Source organism: Mesorhizobium sp. M7D.F.Ca.US.004.01.2.1 (assembly GCF_003997785.1).
Taxonomy (GTDB): Bacteria; Pseudomonadota; Alphaproteobacteria; order Rhizobiales; family Rhizobiaceae; genus Mesorhizobium; species Mesorhizobium loti.
This window is the reverse complement of the sequence record NZ_RZRQ01000094.1, coordinates 1-19,680: the sequence shown is the minus strand read 5'-3', so window position 1 is coordinate 19,680 and position 19,680 is coordinate 1. Positions and strand designations below refer to the sequence as shown.

The 19,680-nt window shown below is 62.8% G+C and carries 22 protein-coding genes and 1 tRNA gene; 11 read left to right on the top strand and 12 right to left on the bottom strand.

Translation table 11 applies throughout. The features are described 5' to 3' along the window. From EN993_RS15425 to EN993_RS15400, 6 genes are all read right to left on the bottom strand, one after another. On the bottom strand, window positions 1-894 hold an 894-nt coding region (locus EN993_RS15425), incomplete at its 3' end, for a thymidine phosphorylase (protein ID WP_127263974.1). After that, window positions 894-1,703, bottom strand: a complete 810-nt coding sequence (locus EN993_RS15420; protein ID WP_127263972.1) for a purine-nucleoside phosphorylase — start codon at window positions 1,701-1,703, stop codon at window positions 894-896. The genes EN993_RS15425 and EN993_RS15420, both read right to left, overlap by 1 nt. 30 nt (window positions 1,704-1,733) lie before the next feature. Beyond that, window positions 1,734-2,126 (bottom strand): cytidine deaminase, encoded by a 393-nt coding sequence (gene cdd / locus EN993_RS15415; protein ID WP_109658878.1) that lies wholly within the window; start codon window positions 2,124-2,126, stop codon window positions 1,734-1,736. Between the two features lie 62 nt (window positions 2,127-2,188). Continuing rightward, a complete protein-coding gene (locus EN993_RS15410) occupies window positions 2,189-3,160 on the bottom strand; it encodes an ABC transporter permease (protein WP_126070503.1) in 972 nt (323 codons plus the stop codon). 1 nt (window position 3,161) lies between these two features. Beyond that, window positions 3,162-4,301, bottom strand: coding sequence for an ABC transporter permease (locus EN993_RS15405; protein WP_126070502.1), 1,140 nt, complete (start codon window positions 4,299-4,301; stop codon window positions 3,162-3,164). Continuing rightward, entirely contained in the window at window positions 4,298-5,830 is a 1,533-nt protein-coding gene (locus EN993_RS15400; protein ID WP_109658881.1) for an ABC transporter ATP-binding protein, read from the bottom strand. The genes EN993_RS15405 and EN993_RS15400 overlap by 4 nt, the downstream gene beginning before the upstream one ends. A 201-nt stretch (window positions 5,831-6,031) precedes the next feature. Here EN993_RS15400 and EN993_RS15395 point away from each other — a divergent pair, with 201 nt between their 5' ends. After that, window positions 6,032-6,238, top strand: coding sequence for a SlyX family protein (locus tag EN993_RS15395; RefSeq protein ID WP_181956538.1), 207 nt, complete (start codon window positions 6,032-6,034; stop codon window positions 6,236-6,238). Between the two features lie 22 nt (window positions 6,239-6,260). Next, entirely contained in the window at window positions 6,261-6,653 is a 393-nt protein-coding gene (locus EN993_RS15390; protein WP_109658882.1) for a hypothetical protein, read from the top strand. A 78-nt stretch (window positions 6,654-6,731) separates the two neighbouring features. On the opposite strand, the gene EN993_RS15385 is transcribed toward EN993_RS15390, so the two are convergent. From EN993_RS15385 to EN993_RS15365, 5 genes are all read right to left on the bottom strand, one after another. Further along, the gene (locus tag EN993_RS15385) at window positions 6,732-7,130 is read right to left on the bottom strand and encodes a GNAT family N-acetyltransferase (protein ID WP_245468843.1); all 399 of its coding nucleotides are present in this window, start codon (window positions 7,128-7,130) and stop codon (window positions 6,732-6,734) included. A gap of 117 nt (window positions 7,131-7,247) precedes the next feature. After that, window positions 7,248-8,237 (bottom strand): BMP family ABC transporter substrate-binding protein, encoded by a 990-nt coding sequence (locus EN993_RS15380; protein WP_109661151.1) that lies wholly within the window; start codon window positions 8,235-8,237, stop codon window positions 7,248-7,250. A gap of 211 nt (window positions 8,238-8,448) precedes the next feature. Then, window positions 8,449-9,114 carry a peptide-methionine (S)-S-oxide reductase MsrA gene (gene msrA / locus EN993_RS15375; RefSeq protein WP_127263970.1) on the bottom strand — a complete coding sequence of 222 codons (666 nt, stop codon included), beginning with the start codon at window positions 9,112-9,114 and terminating at the stop codon, window positions 8,449-8,451. A 106-nt stretch (window positions 9,115-9,220) separates the two neighbouring features. After that, window positions 9,221-9,544: a hypothetical protein gene (locus tag EN993_RS15370; RefSeq protein WP_127263968.1), complete on the bottom strand. Its 324-nt coding sequence runs from the start codon at window positions 9,542-9,544 to the stop codon at window positions 9,221-9,223. A 116-nt stretch (window positions 9,545-9,660) separates the two neighbouring features. Continuing rightward, window positions 9,661-10,365, bottom strand: coding sequence for a hypothetical protein (locus EN993_RS15365; protein ID WP_245468841.1), 705 nt, complete (start codon window positions 10,363-10,365; stop codon window positions 9,661-9,663). 360 nt (window positions 10,366-10,725) lie between these two features. On the opposite strand from EN993_RS15365, the gene EN993_RS15360 reads away from it, so the two are divergent. From EN993_RS15360 to EN993_RS15350, 3 genes are all read left to right on the top strand, one after another. After that, window positions 10,726-10,815, top strand: a tRNA-Ser gene (locus tag EN993_RS15360). Between the two features lie 288 nt (window positions 10,816-11,103). Further along, the gene (locus EN993_RS15355) at window positions 11,104-11,400 is read left to right on the top strand and encodes a hypothetical protein (protein WP_127263966.1); all 297 of its coding nucleotides are present in this window, start codon (window positions 11,104-11,106) and stop codon (window positions 11,398-11,400) included. Between the two features lie 284 nt (window positions 11,401-11,684). Further along, entirely contained in the window at window positions 11,685-11,987 is a 303-nt protein-coding gene (locus tag EN993_RS15350; protein ID WP_127263976.1) for a DUF982 domain-containing protein, read from the top strand. A 250-nt stretch (window positions 11,988-12,237) separates the two neighbouring features. Here the strand turns inward: EN993_RS15350 and EN993_RS15345 are convergent, their stop codons facing one another. Beyond that, window positions 12,238-12,735 (bottom strand): ferritin-like domain-containing protein, encoded by a 498-nt coding sequence (locus EN993_RS15345; protein WP_164757671.1) that lies wholly within the window; start codon window positions 12,733-12,735, stop codon window positions 12,238-12,240. A gap of 361 nt (window positions 12,736-13,096) precedes the next feature. Here EN993_RS15345 and EN993_RS15340 point away from each other — a divergent pair, with 361 nt between their 5' ends. The 6 genes from EN993_RS15340 to EN993_RS15315 form a co-directional block, all read left to right on the top strand. After that, window positions 13,097-13,186 (top strand): K(+)-transporting ATPase subunit F, encoded by a 90-nt coding sequence (locus EN993_RS15340; protein ID WP_023669708.1) that lies wholly within the window; start codon window positions 13,097-13,099, stop codon window positions 13,184-13,186. A 34-nt stretch (window positions 13,187-13,220) separates the two neighbouring features. Beyond that, entirely contained in the window at window positions 13,221-14,924 is a 1,704-nt protein-coding gene (gene kdpA, locus EN993_RS15335) for a potassium-transporting ATPase subunit KdpA (RefSeq protein ID WP_127263962.1), read from the top strand. Window positions 14,925-14,931: 7 nt separating this feature from the next. Beyond that, window positions 14,932-15,141 (top strand): hypothetical protein, encoded by a 210-nt coding sequence (locus tag EN993_RS15330; RefSeq protein WP_109659137.1) that lies wholly within the window; start codon window positions 14,932-14,934, stop codon window positions 15,139-15,141. Then, on the top strand, window positions 15,138-17,231 hold the full coding sequence (gene kdpB / locus EN993_RS15325) for a potassium-transporting ATPase subunit KdpB (RefSeq protein WP_127263960.1): 2,094 nt from the start codon (window positions 15,138-15,140) through the stop codon (window positions 17,229-17,231). The genes EN993_RS15330 and kdpB overlap by 4 nt, the downstream gene beginning before the upstream one ends. An 11-nt stretch (window positions 17,232-17,242) precedes the next feature. Further along, a complete protein-coding gene (gene kdpC, locus EN993_RS15320) occupies window positions 17,243-17,806 on the top strand; it encodes a potassium-transporting ATPase subunit KdpC (RefSeq protein WP_109659141.1) in 564 nt (187 codons plus the stop codon). Between the two features lie 57 nt (window positions 17,807-17,863). Continuing rightward, window positions 17,864-19,680, top strand: a 1,817-nt coding sequence (locus EN993_RS15315) for a sensor histidine kinase KdpD (protein ID WP_164757670.1), incomplete at its 3' end; no start/stop codon positions are given.

The window sequence follows — 19,680 nt, the reverse complement described above, 5'->3', positions numbered from 1 at the left end:
GGTGGCGCGCCGCATGCCGTCCTGATTGGACGACACCAGCCCGGCCGACTGCAGCATTTCGGCGGCCAGCGCCAGCGTCACGTCCTCCAGCCGACGGTCACGAAACCGGCCGGTGAGGAAATCGACGGCGTTGCGCACCTCAACGGCGTTGCCGGCGGCCGACGCCAGCGGCTCGTTCATGCCGGTGATCAACGCCGAGGCCTTCAGTCCGGCGCCATTGGCGATTTCGACCAGGCTGTTGGCGAGCGCGGTGGCGTCGCGCGATTTTTCCATGAAGGCGCCGTTGCCGACCTTGACGTCGAGCACCAGCGATTGCAGCCCGGCCGCCAGCTTCTTCGACAGGATCGAAGCGGTGATCAGCGGCACCGATTCGACCGTGCCGGTGACGTCGCGGATCGCATAGAGCCGTCGATCGGCCGGCGCGAGGTCAGCGGTCTGGCCGATGATGGCGCAGCCGGTTTCGAGCACCGCCTTGCGAAACAGTGCGATATCGGGCTGGCTGGTGTAGCCGGGGATCGCATCCATCTTGTCCAGCGTGCCGCCGGTGTGGCCAAGGCCGCGGCCCGATATCATCGGTATATAAGCGCCGCAGGCGGCGACGATCGGCGCCAGCATCAGCGAGACATTGTCGCCGACGCCGCCAGTCGAATGCTTGTCGGTGACCGGGCCGGGCAGGTCCGACCAGTCTAGCACGTCACCGGAATCGCGCATCGCCAGCGTCAGCGCCACCGCCTCGTCGCGGTTCATGCCGTTGAAGAACACCGCCATGGCGAAGGCGCCGACCTGGCCATCCGAAACGGCCCCTGACGTCACGCCCTCGACGAAGCCGGCGATCTCCTGCTCCGACAGCCTGAGGCCATCGCGCTTGCGGCGGATGATTTCCTGCGGAAGCATCAGCTCTCCAGCAGTCCGTCGCGGAACACGCGCTGCAGGATCTTTGCCAGCCGCGCGCCGCCTACCGGCGCCATGTCCTTGGTCTCCTGGTGCGAAAGCTCAGCCCCGGTCATGCCGGCCGCCAAATTGGTGATGACCGAACAGGCGGCGACGCGCAGTCCGAGGAAACGGGCGAGAATGACCTCCGGTACGGTCGACATGCCGACCGCGTTGGCGCCCATGATGCGCGCCATGCGGATTTCAGCGGGTGTTTCGAAGCATGGCCCCGAGAACCACATGTAGACACCCTTGTGCAGTGTGGTGCCGGTCGCTTTCGCCGCCCGTTCGATGGCCTTGCGGATGTCCGCATCATAGGCCTCGGTGAGACCAACGAAGCGGCGGTCGCTGGGCTCGCCGATCAGCGGATTGGTGCCCGAAAAATTGATGTGGTCCGATATCAGCATCACCGAGCCCGGCGGCATGTCCGGATCGACCGAACCGGCGGCATTGGTGAGGATCAGTTTCGTGATGCCGATGCCGGCAAGCACTTCCAGCACTGGGCGCATCGCCGCCGCGTTGCCGTGCTCGTAGTAGTGGGCTCGGCCGGACAGCATCAGCACCGGCACACCGGCAAACAGCCCCGCGACCACTTCGCCGGCATGGCCGGTGACGCCGCTTCTGGGAAAGCCCGGCAGGTCGGCATAGGGGATGCGGATCGGATGCTCGATCTGGTCGACCAGCCCGCCCAGGCCCGAACCCAGCACCAGCGCTGTCAACGGCGCCAAGCCGTCCAGTCTTTCGATGAGATGATCCAGAGCCTTTTCCGTCATTGCAGCCAGCTCTTCATTTCAGCCCGTTGTTCATTTCAAAATGTCGCCGCGGAAGCCATAGGGCAGCATCTCGCCCATGGTCACGGTCTCGGCCACGCCGGCATTGTCGCAGAGATAGAGCTTTGTTTCCGGCCGGCAGAATTCAGCCAGTCGCTGCCGGCAGCCGCCGCAAGGCGAGCATTTCGCCATGCGCTCGGCAAGAACGGCGATTTCCACGATCTTGCCGCCACCGCCCATGATGTAGTGGCCGAGGGCTGTGGTCTCGGCGCACCAGCCTTCCGGGTAGGAGGCGACCTCGATATTGGCGCCGGTAAAGACGCGCCCGTCCTCGGTGCGCAAGGCAGCGCCCACCGGAAATTTCGAATAGGGTGCGTAGGCCTTGGCCATGGCAGCCTTGGCGGCCTCGAACAGATCATGCGACATTCAGGTGTTCTCTCCGATGATCGTGTCCAAAACCCGGCACCAAGCCGCCCCGCTGCTGCGGCTCAGCGTTCCTTGACGTAAGGCACGCCGCCGGCGCGTGGCGGAATGGCCTTGCCGATGAAGCCGGCGAGCAGGATGACGGTGAGGATGTAGGGCAGCGCCTGCATGAACTGCACCGGCACCTTGCCGATGATCGGCAGTGGCGAGCCTTGCAGGCGGATCGACAGCGCGTCGAGGAAGCCGAACAACAGGCAGGCGAACATGGCGTTGACCGGTTTCCACTTGGCGAAGATCAGCGCAGCCAGCGCGATATAGCCCTTGCCAGCGGTCATGTCCTTCACGAAGCCGCCATTTTGCACCATCGACAGATAGGCGCCGGCAATGCCGGTGAGGATGCCGGTGCAGATCAGCGCCCGGTAGCGCAGCCAGGCGACCGAGATGCCGGCGGTGTCGACGGCCGCCGGGTTCTCGCCCACGGCGCGCAGGCGCAGGCCGAAGCGGGTACGAAACAGCACCCACCAGGTGAAGGGCACCATCGCGAAGGCGAGATAGACCAGGATCGAGTGACCCGACAGTAGCTCGGCATAGATCGGCCCAACGATCGGGACGTCGCGGATGGCGTCGGCACCCGGCAGAGTGATGGCCTCGAAGCGCTCGCCCGGTTGCAGCGCCGGCGTGCGTCCACCCTGCTGGAACCAGGCCTGGCCCAGAATGATGGTCGAGCCGGCGGCGATGAAATTGATCGCCACGCCGGAGACGATCTGGTTGCCGCGATGGGTGATCGAGGCAAAGCCGTGGATCATGGCAAAGGCGACCGAGATCAGGATGGCCATGCCGAGGCCGAGAAAGGCCGAATGGAATACGGAAGCGGCCGCAGCACCGGCGAAGGCGCCGACCAGCATCTTGCCTTCGAGGCCGATGTCGAAGATGCCGGCGCGCTCCGAATAGAGGCCGGCGAGGCAAGCAAGCAGCAGCGGCACCGAGAGGCGGATGGTGGAGTCCAGTGTCTGGACGATTGCGTTGAACACGTCCATCTCAGGCACCCTTCCCCTTGACCGCTTCCATGCCGACCGATCGCGGACTGAACGAGGCGAACAGCGCCTGGATGTAGGGCCGGAACATGTGCTCGAGGGCGCCGGCAAACAGGATCACCAGACCCTGGATGATGACGATCATATCGCGGCTGATCGCCGGCATCTCGAAGGCAAGCTCGGCGCCGCCCTGGTAGAGCATGCCAAACAGGATCGCCGCCAGCACGATGCCGACCGGGTGCAGGCGGCCCATCAGCGCCACGGCGATGCCGACGAAGCCGGCGCCGGAAACGAAGTCGATGGCGACATTGTGCTGGTCGCCCATCACCGGGTTGAGCGCCATCATGCCGGCGAGTGCACCGGAGATCATCATGGCGGTGATGATGATGCGGGTTTCGGAAATGCCGGCATAGCGCGCCGCCTTTGGGCTGTGACCGTAGGTGCGCATCTCATAGCCGAGCTTGGTGCGCCAGATCAGCAGCCAGACCAGGAAGGCCATGGCCAGCGCCAGCAGGAAGGAAATGTTGAGCGGCGCCGAACGGATCTTGGCGCCGAACAGCTCGATGATCCAATTGAGCTTCGGCAATTCCGCGCCGGCGAGGAAGTTGCGCGTCTGCGGCGCTTGCGATGCTGCCGGCTTCAACGGGCCCACCAGCAGGTAGACCATGATCGAGGCGGCGATGAAGTTGAACATGATGGTGGTGATGACGATGTGCGAGCCGCGCTTGGCCTGCAGATAGGCGGGAATAAGCGCCCACAACGCGCCCACGACCGCCGCAGCGACGATGGCCAGCGGAAAGGTCAGCCACCACGGCAGCGTGCTGTCGAAGGAAAGACAGACGATGGCGATGCCGAGGCCGGCAATGTAGGCCTGTCCCTCAGTGCCGATGTTGAACAGGCCGCAATGCGCTGCCACGGCGACCGAAAGCCCGGTGAAGATGAATGTGGTGGCATAGAACAGGGTGAAGGCAATGCCAGTGCCCTTGCCGAAGGCGCCCTCGACCAGGATGACGGCGGCACGCAACGGGTTCTCGCCGACCAGAAGCACGACGAAGCCGGCGACGACGAAGGCGACGAACAGATTGATCAGCGGGATCAGGCCATAGTCGGCCCAGGCCGGCAGTTTGGCGTAAGGCGTGCTCATTGCGCGGCCTCCTGCTGCTCGACGCCGGCCATCAGCAGGCCGAGCTCGCCTTCGGTCGCTTCCGGGCCGCGCTCGCCGACGATGCGGCCGGCAAACATCACCAGGATACGATCTGAGAGGGATCGGATCTCATCCAGCTCGACCGAGACCACCAGCACCGCCTTGCCCTGGTCGCGCATGGCGATCAGACGCTTGTGGATGAATTCGATAGCGCCGACATCGACGCCGCGCGTCGGCTGGCCGACGATGAGAACACCCGGGTCTTGTTCCATTTCCCGCGCAAGCACGATCTTCTGCTGGTTGCCGCCCGAGAAATTGGCGGTCTTCAGCCGGCAGTCCGCCGGGCGGATGTCGTATTTGGCGATCTTGTCCTTGGCATCGTTACGGATCGCATCGATGTTGAGGAACGGCCCCTTCAAATAGCGCGGGTCGTCATGATAGCCAAGGATGGAATTCTCATTCTCCTCGAAGGCCAGCACCAGCCCGACATGGTGGCGGTCCTCCGGCACGTGCGCCAGGCCGCGGTCGCGCAACTCGCCCGGATCGGCGGCGCCGGTCAGGTCGATCGGCTTGCCGTCGAGCATGACCGAGCCGGAGACGGCACGCCTGATGCCGGAAATCGCCTCGAGCAGTTCGGATTGGCCGTTGCCGGCGACGCCGGCGATGCCGACGATCTCGCCGGCGCTGATATCGAAGGAGATGTCGTCGACCATGGTGACGCCGCGCGTGTCCTTCACCGTCAGGTTCTTGACCGCGAGCTTGACGCCGCCGGCTTCCGCCTCGCCCTTTTCGACCCTGAGCAGCACGCGCCGCCCGACCATCAGCTCGGCCAGTTCCTCGACCGTGGTCTTGGCTGTCTCGCGCGTCGCCACCATCGTGCCCTGGCGCATGACCGACACCGTGTCGGTGATGGCCATGATCTCGCGCAGTTTGTGGGTGATCAGCACCACCGTCTTGCCTTGATCCTTCAACTGCCTGAGGATGCGGAACAGGTGGTCGGCCTCGGCAGGCGTCAGCACACCCGTCGGCTCGTCGAGGATCAGGATCTCGGCGCCGCGATAGAGCGCCTTCAGGATCTCCACACGCTGCTGCAGGCCGACCGGCAGTTCCTCGATGATCGCATCGGGATCGACTTCCAGCCCGTATTCGCGCTCAAGCCGCTCCAGTTCGGAGCGCGCCTTGGCAATGCTCTTCTTCAGCAGCGCATCGCTTTCGGCGCCGAGGATGACGTTTTCCAGCACCGAGAAATTGTCGACCAGCATGAAATGCTGATGCACCATGCCGATGCCAAGCGCGATCGCGTCATTGGGCGTCTTGATCGAGGCCGGCTGGCCGCCGACGCGGATCTCGCCGCTGTCGGCCTGGTAGAAGCCATAGAGGATCGACATCAGCGTCGACTTTCCGGCCCCGTTCTCGCCAACGATGCCGTGGATGGTGCCGCGCGCGATCTCCAGATTGATGTCGCGGTTGGCGCGCACGGCGCCAAAACTCTTGTTGATGCCGATCAGCTCGATTGCGGCTTGCGCCATGCAGCCTGTCCCACTCTTTTTTTTATCGCTTGGTCAAAACGCCTAGCATGACGCTCCGTCCATGCCAATTGGCCGGAGCAGGGTTCACTCTCGACAAATCCCGGTGCGCTTGTCAATTTCCAACGTGGCCGGGACCTTCATATTCGCTAATATGGCGAGGCTCAAATTCGCAGGACGATGCGAGACTAGGGATTCTGAATGATCATGCCCGCCGACCGGCTGACGACGCTGGAGATCCGCGCCGCCGAACAGGAGAAGACCATCGAGGAACTGTCCGGCCAGATCGCCGAGCAGTGGAAGGTGATCGAGCGCATGCAGCGCAAGCTCGATGCCCTGACGGATCGCTTCCTGGCGCTTGAAGAGCAGGCAGGAGATGACGTGCCTGTAACCAAGCCGCCGCATTGGTGAGGAAAAAGGGAGGGTGCACGCCATGGCCGGTGAAAGCGATCGCATCGCGCGGGCCGGCGACTATGTGCTCGGCCTGATGAACGATAAGGACCGGGAGCGGGCAGAACGGGATCTGGAGATCGACCCGGCCTTCCGCGATGCCGTGGTGCGGCTTGCCGAACGCATGCATGTCTTCGACCGTGCCGGACCGGCGGATGGCGAAAAGCGCTGGAAGCAGATCACGCAGCGCATTGCCGACCTGCCGCAGATGCGCACCTCTGGCCTGAGCGATGCCAGGTCGCCAACCGTGATCCGAAGCCTGCCACAGCGGCCGCACGGCATTGGCCTGCACACGCTTGGCGGCCGGCGCGGATTTGGTCTCGCCGTCGGGTTGATCGTGGCGTTCGCGCTGGGGTATCTGGCGGGCAAGTTTTAGAGCTTTGTTTTCGGGATCATGCTCGCGGCTGGCACGACATCAGAGCCATCGTTTCGTCGTTCTGCGCAAAAATCTCAATCATGTTCCAGCCAAGGGCTGCGTAGAAATCACGTGCTTCCATGCGTAGAGATAGAGGGTCTCAACACCTCGCACAGCCGCATGGGCTTCAGTCGCCCTGACCAGCGCGCTGCCGATCCCTGCGCCTCGATACCCGGCATCGACAACCAACCCGGCCAGCCATGGCGTGAGATCATGCGCTGGTTCAAGTTCGTGGCGGACCAGCAGGCACGTCCCGACCGGTATGTCGCCGAGCCGGGCCACGAATGCGATCTCGAAGCCATCACCGGCAAGCAGTCGGCGAAGGTCTGCCGCATCCTCTTCGACAGTCCTTGCCGTCCCCTCGAAAAAGGTGGCCAGGCGCAGTCGCGCGACGGCTGCTACATCGCGCTCCCGCATGGGTTCGATCGTCGGCTGCATCGTTGTCCCGGAATGGTGTCCGTTGCGGGTGGCGAATATTTCGCTCGACCCGGTAGAAGGCAAAACCGCCGGGCTTGCGCCCGGCGGTTTGCAGATCTTGGCTTATGTCCGTGCCGCTCAGTACGGGCAGGCGTTGTCAGCCGTATAGTCGTGCACTTCGAGCTTGCCGGCGATGATGTCGGCCTTGGCCTTTTCGACCGCCGCCTTCATCTCGTCCGTCACCAGCGCCTTGTTGTTGTCGTCCATGGCGTAGTCGACGCCGCCTTCCTTGAGGCCGAGGTTCTCGACGCCACCCTTGAAGGTGCCGTTCTTGCCGTCCATGAAGGCGGTGTAGACGGCAACGTCGACGCGCTTCATCATCGAGGTCAGCACTTTGCCCGGCTGCAGGCCGTTCTGGTTGGAATCGACGCCGATGCCGAGCTTGCCGGCATCAGCCGCCGCCTGCAGCACGCCGACGCCGGTGCCGCCGGCCGCCGCGTAGACCACGTCGGAGCCCTGGTCGATCTGCGTCTTGGCGATCTCGCCGCCCTTGGCCGGGTCGTTCCACGCCGCTGGCGTATCACCGGTCATGTTCTGGATGACGTCGGTCGCACCGGCCGACTTGGCGCCGCCGACATAGCCGCATTCGAACTTGCGGATCAGCGGGATGTCCATGCCGCCGACGAAGCTGACTTTCTTGGACTTCGAGGCCATCGCCGCCAGGATGCCGACCAGATAGGAGCCTTCGTTCTCCTTGAATACCAGCGAGCGAACATTGGGCAGGTCGACGGCGTCGTCGATGATGGCGAAGTTGAGATCGGGATATTCGGCCGCGACCTTCTTCAGCGCATCCTCCCAGGCGAAGCCGGCCATGACGATCGGGTTGTGGCCGTCCTCGGCGAAGCGGCGCAGCGCCTGCTCGCGCTGCGAGGCATTGGACACCTCGAACTCGACATAAGCGACGCCGGTCTCGGTCTTGAACTTCTCGGCGCCGTGATAGGCAGCCTCGTTGAAGGATTTGTCGAACTTGCCGCCGAGATCATAGAGGATGGCTGGCTGGACATCCGCGGCGAAAGCCGGAAGAACCATTGCGGTTGCGGCCAGGAGGCCGAGAACGATACGTTTCATGTGATCCACACCCTGTCGGTTATTTTTTCCGTTACGCACCGGATACCCGCCCGGTTCTCCGGCAGGCATACGACGTCAGCCAGGAGTGTACTCCCCTCCCGCTCGGGTCAATCTGGCATGGCCCGAAACAAAATTCACGCGGAATTTTGACCTTTTGGAAAAGCATGGCGTGGGTAAGCCGCACGGCTGCTTGTTCCCTGCGCCACGGGACTTAGGCGGAGACCGCAGCCGGAATGGTGCAAGCGAGGCCGGTACCTTTGAGGTTGCAAGTGCCGTAAGGGTTCTTCGCCAGATATTGCTGGTGATCGCCTTCGGCAAAGTAGAATTCGGGCGCCGGCGCGATCTCGGTGGTGATCCTGCCGTGGCCGGCACCGCGCAGCGAGGCCTCATAGGCATCGCGCGAAGCGCTCGCCGTTCGCAATTGCGCATCACCTGATGTGTAGATCGCGGAGCGGTAGGTGGTGCCGACATCATTGCCCTGGCGCATGCCTTGCGTCGGGTCGTGGCTTTCCCAGAACAGCTTCAGAAGCGCGGCATAGGAGACGATCTTGGGATCGTGGACGACCAACACCACTTCGGCATGGCCGGTGAGCCCGGTACAGGTTTCCTGATAGGTCGGATTGGGCGTGAAGCCGCCGGCATAGCCGACCGCTGTGACCCACACGCCTTCGAGTTGCCAGAACAGCCGCTCCGCACCCCAGAAGCAGCCCAGCCCGAACATCGCCGTCTCCAGCCCCTCGGGATAGGGACCCTTCAGCGGTCTTTTCAAGACCTTGTGCCTGGGGGCGATCGGGATCGCTCTGGCGCGTCCCGGCAACGCCTCGGACGGCTTCGGCAGATTGAGCTTCTTGTTCAGCATGTCGCTGAGAAAGAACATGCGCGGCTTTCCTCTCTGGGTGGGACGCAAGAAGCCGCCTGACGGTGGCTCTTTCGTTTGAGCATCGGATTTTCCCAAAACCGGCAACCACTTTTGGATCAGATGCTTATGTGGCCGCGAACTGTCCCGTGCGCCGTTGCCGCCTGTAGCCGATCGCATAGAGCAGGAAGGCCAGCACCGCGAACACGGCGAAGCCCGGCTGGTTGAGCACCCAGGCGATGGCGCCGTCCCACAGCAGCGGACCGGCCTTGGCGCGAACGAAGGTCTCGAAGGAAGCCCGCGTGTCGGGCGAGACGGCCAGCCAACTGGTGTTGAGCGGGGTCAGTACAAGCACTGAGGCCGCCACAGTGCGTGTCGCGTCGAGCACCGCCATGATGACGGAAATCGACAGCGCGACCATTGCGGCAAGACGGAAAACGAAGCGAAACATTGGAGACCTTCCTCCGGCCAGCCCTCAAGCTCCTCCCGAGGGCCTTCCGGTTTCAAAACGAGAGATAGAATGCGCATGTCTGGTTCGCAATCGCCATACGCGAATTTGAAGCCCGACTAAGCCGCCGGCTTGCGTTTGCGCCGGTGGACGCGCCAGACGGCGAAAATGCCGCCGCCTATGGCGCCGACTACCAGCCCGGCCAGGCCGATGAACACGGCGAAATAACCGCAGGCGCCTTCGAAGCAGCTCATGTCGGTACCATTCGCAATGATCGAGCCCGCGAAGAAGCCGGCGAGGGCGCCAACGACCGCGCCGAGGACGATGCCGAGCAGGGCGGCGACGATCGAAACGAGAACCGGCGGCGCTTCGGTTCTTGGCTTGGCATAGACAGTCTCGGCTTCAGACCCGCGGCGCAGCAGATAGATGCAGAGAACCCCGATGGCGATTTCCGCAACGGTGATGGTAAGCGCCTTGCCTGAAAAGACGAAATCGGAAATCGTCAGCACATAGGCCTGCCGCGCCAGCAGCCAGACGATGGTGGCGATCTGCCAGATGGTGAACTGGCGCGGGAAGCGCGCCGAGCGGCCAAAGGCGAGGCCGAGCAGATAGAGCCCCCATAGAATGGTGATGATGTCGACGGCGAGCCCGCCATAGATCAGGTAGAAAACTCCGTCCGGCAGGCTGTAGTCCCACACCAGTCGCCAGGTGGATATCAGGCCGTAGACCGACCACGCCATGACGAAGACGAGCCAGCCCGGCGGCACGAAGGACAGCCCGCTGTCCGGCCGCCTGGCTGGCGTCTGTCCATTGCTCGATGTCATGTCCGCACGATGCCCCCGCAAAGCCTTGTCACTCGACAGGCGGCTCCGGGGGAAGTCAAGGGCGGCCGGCCTGCGGTCCTGCCCTTGCACACCATTGCGGTCGCGGCGCTGCAAAAACGGGCACGCCGGCGGCCTTGCGAAACACTGTGTGGCCGGCAAAGCGAATAGACTGCCGTTATGGCTTGGCATTCGCCGTCGGATCGACTAGATGAGCCCCGCGCCTGTTGCTTTGACGGCTCAGGTGCGGGGGAAGGGCGCTTGCTGGTTGGCGACGCCGATGGCGGAAATTCCGCCTTGCCCCAAGGGAGGTGCATCTCCCCAACCCGCGCGGCGAAACCGGCCGACGCGACATGCATGGACGGAGAGGTGGCCGAGTGGTTGAAGGCGCACGCCTGGAAAGTGTGTTTACGGGAGACCGTAACGCGGGTTCGAATCCCGCTCTCTCCGCCATTTACATAGCAAAATCAATAGGTTACTCTTATTTTAGGGCTGTCATGCCTTGGCGGAACATGAAAACCCGCACGAGGCGGATTCTATCGTTACCATGTGACAACTGTCAGACTGGTAGCAGCACATCGTCCGGGCCCATCCTGTCTGGCTAGGTCCTTCGGTCGATCGCGCAGGCCGTATACTCGCGGCGTTGTTATGCGAACAAGCCCATAAAGTTTTATTCGCATTTTAACTAATGAAGCTCATCCTACTAGATGGTGTGGTATCGACTCGCGGGGGCAGAGTGGAATGACTGACCTGGATGACGAGGATGACGTCCTAAAACCCAGCCCATCCAAACGCTGGCGAACAATGGCTCTGAAGACAGCACAGTTTGTCCCCCCTGTTATTTCGATAGGGTGTGCCATCACAGTTGGCTACTTTGCCTATTTGGCCGCCAACCAAAAACCGCCGGCCGATATAGCAGCACTGGCAGTGTCGATCCTCAAGTCCAGCGATGCATCCCCGGAAATGCGGGAATGGGCCGCGGACGCCATAGGAATACAGAACGATCTTGGAATGCCGGCCAAATCCATTCAGCAATGAAACTGGGGCAAGCGCAGATCGCCGGGCGCGTATGCCGCCCGATATCGGCGCTAGACCGGGTATCTGACGCAAGGCCCCAGACACTTTTCCCGAAGCCGCTCAGCAAAGCCAGCTCCGCGCAAAAGCGCCTTCGAAACAACCGCTTCGGCAGCAGCCGGGCACACTCAAAAAATCGTCCAGGCCCAGCTTGGAACCTCCTGCGCCGTTGCGCGTTTCTTGGCGTCCCGTTCGCGGACCCGCCCGGATATTTCTCCAAGCGCGCGATAAAATCAGGAGCCCGCTTCATGCACGACAAGCTGTTTCATTCACCGGTCGCATTGTCCGTCGGCCTCGGTTTCAAGCGCGAGATTGCCTCGCTGGCCCAAATGCACGACTTTCTGACCGACTGGACGACCTCTCGCCGCGGTCCGCTTTTTCGCAATGCGGTGAAGGCATGTGAGCTCGCCATTCCGGGCTATGTGACCATCGAGCAGGCACGCCGGGCGCTGCTCGAATTTGCGCAAGCCACCGGCATCCTGTGGCCGGACCTCGAGCCGGTCGCGGGCGTGCATGCCGTTGCGCGTGGCTATGGCGGTTACGCCGCCTGAGGATTGATGCTCCCATCGCGGTGGCCAAAGCCACACGTGCCACCACAGAAAGCCCGGCTCGGCCCTCGCCAGCCGGGCTTTCGTTTTTCCAGCAACGGAGGAACCGCCATCTTGCAGCTGAGGCTGACGACGTTGCGCCTTCCGTGGCAATCAACTTGTCGAACCCGTGCGTCGCCGGGTTCGATCCGGCCTTTCTCAGCATGATGCGAGAGCCGCTTAGACGCGGCCCACCGATCATCTTTTCGCGGATCTACGCTGCTTCAGCCGCGACGTTCACGGCCGACTCCGCGAGCTGCGTCAGCGCTTCGTCGGTGGCTTTCTCTTCCTTCAGCGTCGCTTCAAGCAGCGTCACGGCCTCGTTCAGGCCGAATTCGCCGGCCCAGGTCCTCAGCGTCCCATAGCGCGAGATCTCGTAGTGTTCGACCGCTTGCGCGGCAGCCAGCAGGCCGGCGTCGAGCGCGGGAGATCCCTTGTACTCCTCCATGATCTCGGCGCCTTCCTCGGTGATGCCCATGATGGCCGCACAGGTCTTGCCGGCTGGCTTCTTGCCGATCACACCAAAGACCTTCTCCAGCCTTGCGACATGCCCTTCGGTCTCGGTCCGGTGCTTTTCGAAGGCGGCTTTCAGGTCGGCACTTTGCGCGGCCCTGGCCATTTTCGGCAGCGTCGCCAGTATCTTCTTTTCGGCGAAATAGATGTCTTTCAGCGTGTCGTGAAACAGGTCTTCGAGCATCTTCTGCTTTGCCATTGTCATGTCCTTTGGTGCGTGAGCCCTCAGGTCGACAATCTCGCATGGGAGGATTTGTTCCGTCCGCTTCGAACGGAAATCTTTATAAAATTCCTATTTCTTTCCACTCCGCCCCGTCTCGAACCTTTATGGCGATCGGGTCCATATTCCACGTTGAGAAAACACATCCGGTACCGCCGCCTCAATGCGACGGGCCGTTTCAGGGTATTGCGAACCTTTCCATCAAGGGCACAAAGTACAAAAGCAGACACAAGGAACAAACACGATGGATATCGTCGTTCTCGGGATCGGGATTTTGTTTTTCACCCTTTCCTTCGCCTACATCAAAGCCTGTGACATTCTTTAACGCGAGGACCGCAAAATGCTCGTCGACTATATTCTCGGTGGCGGCGTGACGTTGTTCCTGCTCGTCTACCTGACATACGCCCTCGTTCGCCCAGAACGCTTCTGACCGCAACTGGCGCAAGGCACGGAAAGCTACAACCATGACTCTCAACGGATGGCTACAGATCCTCGTCTACTGCGGGATCGTCGTTTTGCTGGTGAAGCCGCTTGGCGGCTACATGTATCGCGTCTTCAACGGCGACCGGACATTTCTTTCGCCGGTTCTAGGCCCGATTGAACGCGGGCTCTATCGCATCGCGGGAACCAGCGAGCGCGAGGAACAACACTGGACCGCCTATGCGGCAGGCATCATGTTCTTCAGCGTTGCCAGCTTCCTGGTGCTTTATTTCCTGCAGCGGCTGCAAGGCGTCTTGCCTTACAATCCGGCCGGCATGACTGCAGTCGAACAGAATCTTGCCTTCAACACCGCTGCCAGCTTCGTGACCAACACCAACTGGCAGAACTATGGCGGCGAAAGCACGATGTCCTACCTCGTGCAGATGGCCGGCCTCACCGTGCAGAACTTCATGTCGGCGGCGGTTGGTATCGCTATCGCGGTCGCGCTGATCCGTGGCTTTGCCCGCGCGTCGGTCAAGTCCATCGGCAATTTCTGGGTCGATATGACCCGGTGCACGCTCTACGTGCTGCTGCCGCTCTGCATCATCCTGACCCTTGTCTATGTCTGGCTCGGCATGCCGCAGACGCTCGGTCCGTATGTCAACGCCACGACACTGGAAGGTGCCCAGCAGACGATAGCGGTCGGCCCCGTCGCGTCGCAGATCGCCATCAAGATGCTTGGCACCAATGGCGGCGGCTTCTTCAACGCCAACGCCGCGCATCCGTTCGAGAACCCCGACGCGATCTCCAACCTGATCCAGATGGTGTCGATCTTCGCGCTCGGCGCGGCGCTGACCAATGTCTTCGGCCGCATGGTCGGCAACCAGCGCCAGGGCTGGGCGATCCTGGCCACCATGAGTGTTCTGTTCATCGCCGGTGTCGCCGTCTGTTACTGGGCGGAAGCCGCCGGCAATCCGCTGGTGCACGCGCTTGGCATCGACGGCGGCAATATGGAAGGCAAGGAGAGCCGCTTCGGGGTCGCCATGTCGGCACTGTTCGCGGTCGTCACCACCGCCGCGTCCTGCGGCGCGGTCAACGCCATGCATGACAGCTTCACGGCACTCGGCGGCTTCATCCCGATGATCAACATGCAACTCGGCGAAGTCATCGTCGGCGGCGTCGGCGCCGGTTTCTACGGCATCCTGATGTTCATCGTGGTCGCGGTCTTCGTTGCCGGCCTGATGGTTGGCCGCACACCCGAATATCTTGGCAAGAAGATCGAGGCCAAGGAGGTCAAGATGGCAATGCTGGCAATCCTGTGCCTGCCGCTGGCGATGCTGACATTCACGGCCATTGCGGTGGTTCTGCCAAGCGCTGTGGCGTCGATCGCCAATGGCGGCCCGCATGGCTTCTCCGAGGTACTCTACGCCTACACCTCGGCGGCGGCGAACAACGGCTCGGCCTTTGGCGGCCTCAGCGGCAACACGCCCTGGTACAACATAACGCTCGGCATCACCATGCTGATGGGTCGCTTCCTGGTCATCATTCCGGCGCTGGCCATCGCCGGCTCGCTGGTGGCGAAGAAGACGGTTCCGGCCTCCGCCGGCACCTTCCCGACCGATGGCCCGCTGTTCGTCGGTCTGCTGGTCGGCGTCATCCTCATCGTCGTCGGCCTCACCTTCTTCCCGGCATTGGCGATCGGACCGATCGTCGAACATCTGGCGATGATCCATGGGCAGACCTTCTGATACCGCCATGTCCTGGTTCAACACCATGCGTCGCAAGGCTAGGCCCAAGGCCGACAATGAGGGGGAGGCGGATCCCCCTCCCTTCCCGAGCGTATCCACATTCCTGGGCATCGCGGCAGTCATGATCGTGATCTGGCTGCTGGCCTACGGCCCGCCCTTTTCGGCATCCGATCGATCGGTGCCATCCACCAACACCGATACTGGAGCCATCAAATGAGCCAGTCCAAATCCGCCAGCATCATGGATGCTAGCATCTTGTGGCCCGCCATCGGCGGCGCCTTCAAGAAATTGAACCCGCGTACCCTGATCAAGAATCCGGTGATGTTCGTCGTCGCCGTCGTCTCGGCGCTGACGACCGTCCTGTTCGTCAGGGATCTGATCACCGGCGGCGGCGATTTCAAATTCACGCTGCAGATCATCATCTGGCTGTGGTTCACCGTGCTGTTCGCCAACTTCGCCGAAGCCGTCGCTGAAGGGCGCGGCAAGGCGCAGGCCGACTCGCTGCGCAAGGCACGCACCGAGACCCCGGCCAAGCTTTTGACGGGTGAAGACCGCACCAAATACAAACTCGTGCCCGGCACCAGCCTCAAGGTCGGCGACGCCGTGCTGGTCGAAGCCGGCGACATCATTCCGTCCGACGGCGAAGTGATCGAAGGCGTTGCCTCGGTCAACGAAGCGGCTATCACAGGCGAATCCGCGCCGGTCATCCGCGAATCCGGCGGCGACCGTTCGGCGGTCACCGGCGGCACCCAAGTGCTGTCCGACTGGATCCGCGTGCGCATCACCGCGGCTTCCGGCCACACCTTCCTCGACCGCATGATTTCGCTGGTCGAAGGCGCCGAACGCCAGAAGACGCCGAACGAGATCGCGCTCAACATCCTGCTCGTCGGCATGACGCTGATCTTCGTGCTGGCCACCGCAACGATCCCGAGCTTCGCCTCCTATTCGGGTGGCTATATCTCGGTGACCGTGCTGGTCGCCCTGTTCGTGACCCTGATTCCGACGACGATCGGTGCGCTGCTGTCGGCCATCGGCATCGCCGGCATGGACCGCCTGGTGCGCTTCAACGTGCTGGCGATGTCGGGCCGAGCCGTCGAGGCGGCCGGCGACGTCGATACGCTGCTGCTTGACAAGACCGGCACGATCACGCTCGGCAATCGCCAGGCGACGCAGTTTCGCCCGGTCAAGGGTGTCACCGAGCAGGAACTGGCCGACGCCGCCCAGCTAGCCTCGCTGGCCGACGAAACGCCGGAAGGCCGTTCGATCGTCGTTCTGGCCAAGGAGAAATACGCCATCCGCGCCCGCGACATGGCAACGCTGCACGCCACTTTCGTGCCCTTCACCGCGCAAACCCGCATGAGCGGCGTCGATATCGATGGTTCATCGGTGCGCAAGGGCGCCGTCGATTCGGTGCTCGCCCATGTCAACCAGTCAACAACCGCCTCTCATGGCACGCGCCCAAGCAGTGAAGCCGTCCGCGACCTCCAGGCCATCGCCGACGAGATCGCCAAGTCCGGCGGCACGCCGCTGGCGGTCGAACGCGACGGGCGCCTGCTCGGCGTCATCCACCTCAAGGACATCGTCAAGGGCGGCATCAGCGAACGCTTCACCGAACTGCGCCGCATGGGCATCCGCACGGTGATGATCACCGGCGATAACCCGATGACGGCGGCAGCCATTGCCGCGGAAGCCGGCGTTGACGACTTCCTCGCCCAGGCGACGCCGGAGGACAAGCTGAAGCTGATCCGCGACGAGCAGGCCAAGGGTAAGCTGGTCGCCATGTGCGGCGACGGCACCAACGATGCGCCGGCTCTTGCCCAGGCCGATGTCGGTGTCGCCATGAACACCGGCACGGTGGCAGCCCGCGAGGCCGGCAACATGATCGACCTCGACAGCGATCCAACCAAGTTGATCGAGATCGTCGAAATCGGCAAGGCGCTGCTGATGACCCGAGGCTCGCTGACCACTTTCTCCATCGCCAACGACGTGGCCAAGTATTTCGCCATCATCCCGGCGATGTTCGCCGTCTTCTACGTCGCGCCGGGACAGACCACCGGCCCGTTGCAGGCGCTCAACATCATGCATCTGGCGACGCCGCAGAGCGCCATACTGTCGGCCATTATCTTCAACGCACTGATCATCATCGCGCTGATCCCGCTGTCGCTGAAAGGCGTCAAATATCGTGCCATCGGCGCCGGCGCGCTGCTCCGTCGCAACCTGCTCGTCTACGGCCTCGGCGGCATCATCGTCCCCTTCGTCGGCATCAAGGCGATCGACATGATCGTCACCGCCCTCGGCCTCGCTTAAGGAACACGTCCATGCTCACCCAGATAAGACCCGCGATCATCATGATCGTCTTCTTCACGGTGCTGACCGGCCTGATCTATCCGATCGGCATGACCGGCATCGCCCAGGCCCTGTTCCCGCGTCAGGCCAATGGCAGCTTGATCGAGAAGGACGGCAAGGTCATCGGCTCCGAACTGATCGGCCAGGGCTTTGCCAGCGACCGTTATTTCCATGGTCGCCCCTCGGCTGCCGGCGACGGCTACAACGCCGCCGCCTCGAGCGGCAGCAACCTCGGCCCAACCAATCCCAAGCTGATCGATCGCATCAAGGGCGACGCCGAGAAGTTGAAAGCGGAAAACCCGAACCAGCCTGTTCCGATGGACCTGGTGACGACCTCCGGCAGCGGCCTCGATCCTGATATCAGCCCGGAAGCCGCCTATTTCCAGGTCGCCCGGGTGGCCAAAGCCAGGGGTATCGACGAGGCCAAGATCAAGGCGCTTGTCGATAGCCAGGTCGAGGGCAGGGAGCTCGGCTTCATGGGCGAGCCGGTGGTCAATGTGCTCGGTCTCAACCTTGCGCTGGACGCCGCGAAATAGTGAATGGTGCGGGCCGGGGATCGACAGTATCCCCGGCGCCATCCATGATCGATTCCGATGCCGGACGACAGAAGCAACGACACCAGACCTTCTCCCGACGCACTGCTTGATCATGCCGAGCGGGAGGCGCGAGGCCGCCTGCGCATATTCCTGGGCGCAGCACCGGGCGTCGGCAAGACCTACGAGATGCTGATGTCGGGCCGCGCTAGGCTGGCCGACGGCGTGGATGTGGTGATCGGTGTCGTCGAGACGCATGGCCGCAAGGAAACACTGGCTCTGGTCGAGGGATATGAGGTCATTCCCCGCCGCAAGGTCGACTACAAGGGGCGTATCCTCGACGAGATGGATATCGACGCCATCATTGCCCGGCGCCCGGCATTGGTTCTCGTCGACGAGCTCGCCCATACCAATGCCCCTGGCAGCCGCCACCCCAAGCGCTATCTCGACGTCCAGGAAATCCTGACGCAAGGCATCGACGTCTACACGACGCTCAACATCCAGCATGTCGAAAGCCTGAACGATGTCGTCGCCCAGATCACCAAGGTCAGGGTCCGCGAGACGGTTCCCGATTCCATCATCGACCAGGCCGACGATGTCGAGATCATCGATCTCACCCCCGACGACCTGATCAAGCGGCTCGAGGAAGGCAAGGTCTATTTTCCCAACACCGCCCAGCGCGCGATCGAGAACTATTTCTCGCCGGGCAATCTGACGGCGCTCAGGGAGCTGGCGCTGCGCCGCACCGCGCAGCGCGTCGATGACCAACTGCTGATCCACATGCAGGCGCACGCCATTCCCGGACCGTGGGCAGCGGGGGAAAGGGTTCTGGTCTGCCTGGACGCGCGCCCGGGAGGAGCGGCCCGCGTGCGCTATGCACGCAGGCTGGCCGACCGGCTGCGTGCGCCGTGGACGGCGCTGCACGTCGATAGCACTCGTTCGGCCAGCATGCCCGAGGACGACAAGGACCGGCTGGCGACGAACCTGCGCCTTGCCCAACAGCTTGGTGCCGAGGTGACCACCATTCCGGGTCAGAATGTGGCGCAGGACATCGTGCGTTATGCGACGGCGAACAATTTCACCCATATCGTGGTCGGCAGGCCGACCCGGTCGCGCTGGCGCGAATTGATCGAAGGCTCGCTCACCTACGATCTCATCCGCAATGCCGGCGACATTAGCGTCCATGTCATTTCGGGAACCGAACGCAACACAGAGACGGCGTTGAAGAGCGTCAGGACGGCGGACGAGCAGTGGCAGTTCCAAATCTGGCCTTATCTTCTGGCCACGGCCTATCTCATGGGCTCGCTCGCCTTTGCCGTCCTTCTCGATCAGTTTCTCGACGTCCGCAATCTGGCGATCATCTTTCTCATCGCGGTGCTGGCATCGGCGGTGACTGGCGGGCTCTGGCCGGCTCTGTATGCCTGTTTCGTCAGCGCCCTTGCGTTCAACTATTTCTTCCTGGAGCCGCGCTACACGCTGACCATCCGGGATCCGGAAAGCATTGTTGCACTTGGCGTGTTCCTCGTCGTTGCGGTAATTGCCAGCAATCTGACGGCGCGCGTGCAGCGGCAGGCTGTCGCTGCCCGCTCACGGGCGCGGGCGACCGAGGACATCTACCTTTTTTCAAAGAAGCTAGCCGGTGCCGGCACGCTCGACGACGTCCTCTGGGCCACCGCCTTCCAGATCGCCTCGATGCTGAAGCTGCGGGTGGTGCTTCTTCTGCCGGAAGACGGAACGATCACCGTCAAGGCCGGCTATCCGCCCGACGACACGCTAGCCGAGGCCGACATCGCCGCCGCCCGCTGGGCCTGGGAACACAACCGTGCCGCGGGTCGCGGCGCCGACACGCTTCCCGGCGCCAAGCGGCTCTATTTGCC

Excerpts from the sequence above, each read along its gene's own strand:
- EN993_RS15420 (WP_127263972.1), bottom strand. The coding sequence starts at position 1,703 with ATGACGGAAAAGGCTCTGGATCATCTCATCGAAAGACTGGACGGCTTG.
- cdd (WP_109658878.1), bottom strand. The coding sequence starts at position 2,126 with ATGTCGCATGATCTGTTCGAGGCCGCCAAGGCTGCCATGGCCAAGGCC.
- EN993_RS15410 (WP_126070503.1), bottom strand. The coding sequence starts at position 3,160 with ATGGACGTGTTCAACGCAATCGTCCAGACACTGGACTCCACCATCCGC.
- EN993_RS15405 (WP_126070502.1), bottom strand. The coding sequence starts at position 4,301 with ATGAGCACGCCTTACGCCAAACTGCCGGCCTGGGCCGACTATGGCCTG.
- EN993_RS15400 (WP_109658881.1), bottom strand. The coding sequence starts at position 5,830 with ATGGCGCAAGCCGCAATCGAGCTGATCGGCATCAACAAGAGTTTTGGC.
- EN993_RS15390 (WP_109658882.1), top strand. The coding sequence starts at position 6,261 with ATGGCCGGTGAAAGCGATCGCATCGCGCGGGCCGGCGACTATGTGCTC.
- EN993_RS15385 (WP_245468843.1), bottom strand. The coding sequence starts at position 7,130 with ATGCAGCCGACGATCGAACCCATGCGGGAGCGCGATGTAGCAGCCGTC.
- EN993_RS15380 (WP_109661151.1), bottom strand. The coding sequence starts at position 8,237 with ATGAAACGTATCGTTCTCGGCCTCCTGGCCGCAACCGCAATGGTTCTT.
- msrA (WP_127263970.1), bottom strand. The coding sequence starts at position 9,114 with ATGTTCTTTCTCAGCGACATGCTGAACAAGAAGCTCAATCTGCCGAAG.
- EN993_RS15370 (WP_127263968.1), bottom strand. The coding sequence starts at position 9,544 with ATGTTTCGCTTCGTTTTCCGTCTTGCCGCAATGGTCGCGCTGTCGATT.
- EN993_RS15365 (WP_245468841.1), bottom strand. The coding sequence starts at position 10,365 with ATGACATCGAGCAATGGACAGACGCCAGCCAGGCGGCCGGACAGCGGG.
- EN993_RS15355 (WP_127263966.1), top strand. The coding sequence starts at position 11,104 with ATGACTGACCTGGATGACGAGGATGACGTCCTAAAACCCAGCCCATCC.
- EN993_RS15350 (WP_127263976.1), top strand. The coding sequence starts at position 11,685 with ATGCACGACAAGCTGTTTCATTCACCGGTCGCATTGTCCGTCGGCCTC.
- EN993_RS15345 (WP_164757671.1), bottom strand. The coding sequence starts at position 12,735 with ATGGCAAAGCAGAAGATGCTCGAAGACCTGTTTCACGACACGCTGAAA.
- EN993_RS15340 (WP_023669708.1), top strand. The coding sequence starts at position 13,097 with ATGCTCGTCGACTATATTCTCGGTGGCGGCGTGACGTTGTTCCTGCTC.
- kdpA (WP_127263962.1), top strand. The coding sequence starts at position 13,221 with ATGACTCTCAACGGATGGCTACAGATCCTCGTCTACTGCGGGATCGTC.
- EN993_RS15330 (WP_109659137.1), top strand. The coding sequence starts at position 14,932 with ATGTCCTGGTTCAACACCATGCGTCGCAAGGCTAGGCCCAAGGCCGAC.
- kdpB (WP_127263960.1), top strand. The coding sequence starts at position 15,138 with ATGAGCCAGTCCAAATCCGCCAGCATCATGGATGCTAGCATCTTGTGG.
- kdpC (WP_109659141.1), top strand. The coding sequence starts at position 17,243 with ATGCTCACCCAGATAAGACCCGCGATCATCATGATCGTCTTCTTCACG.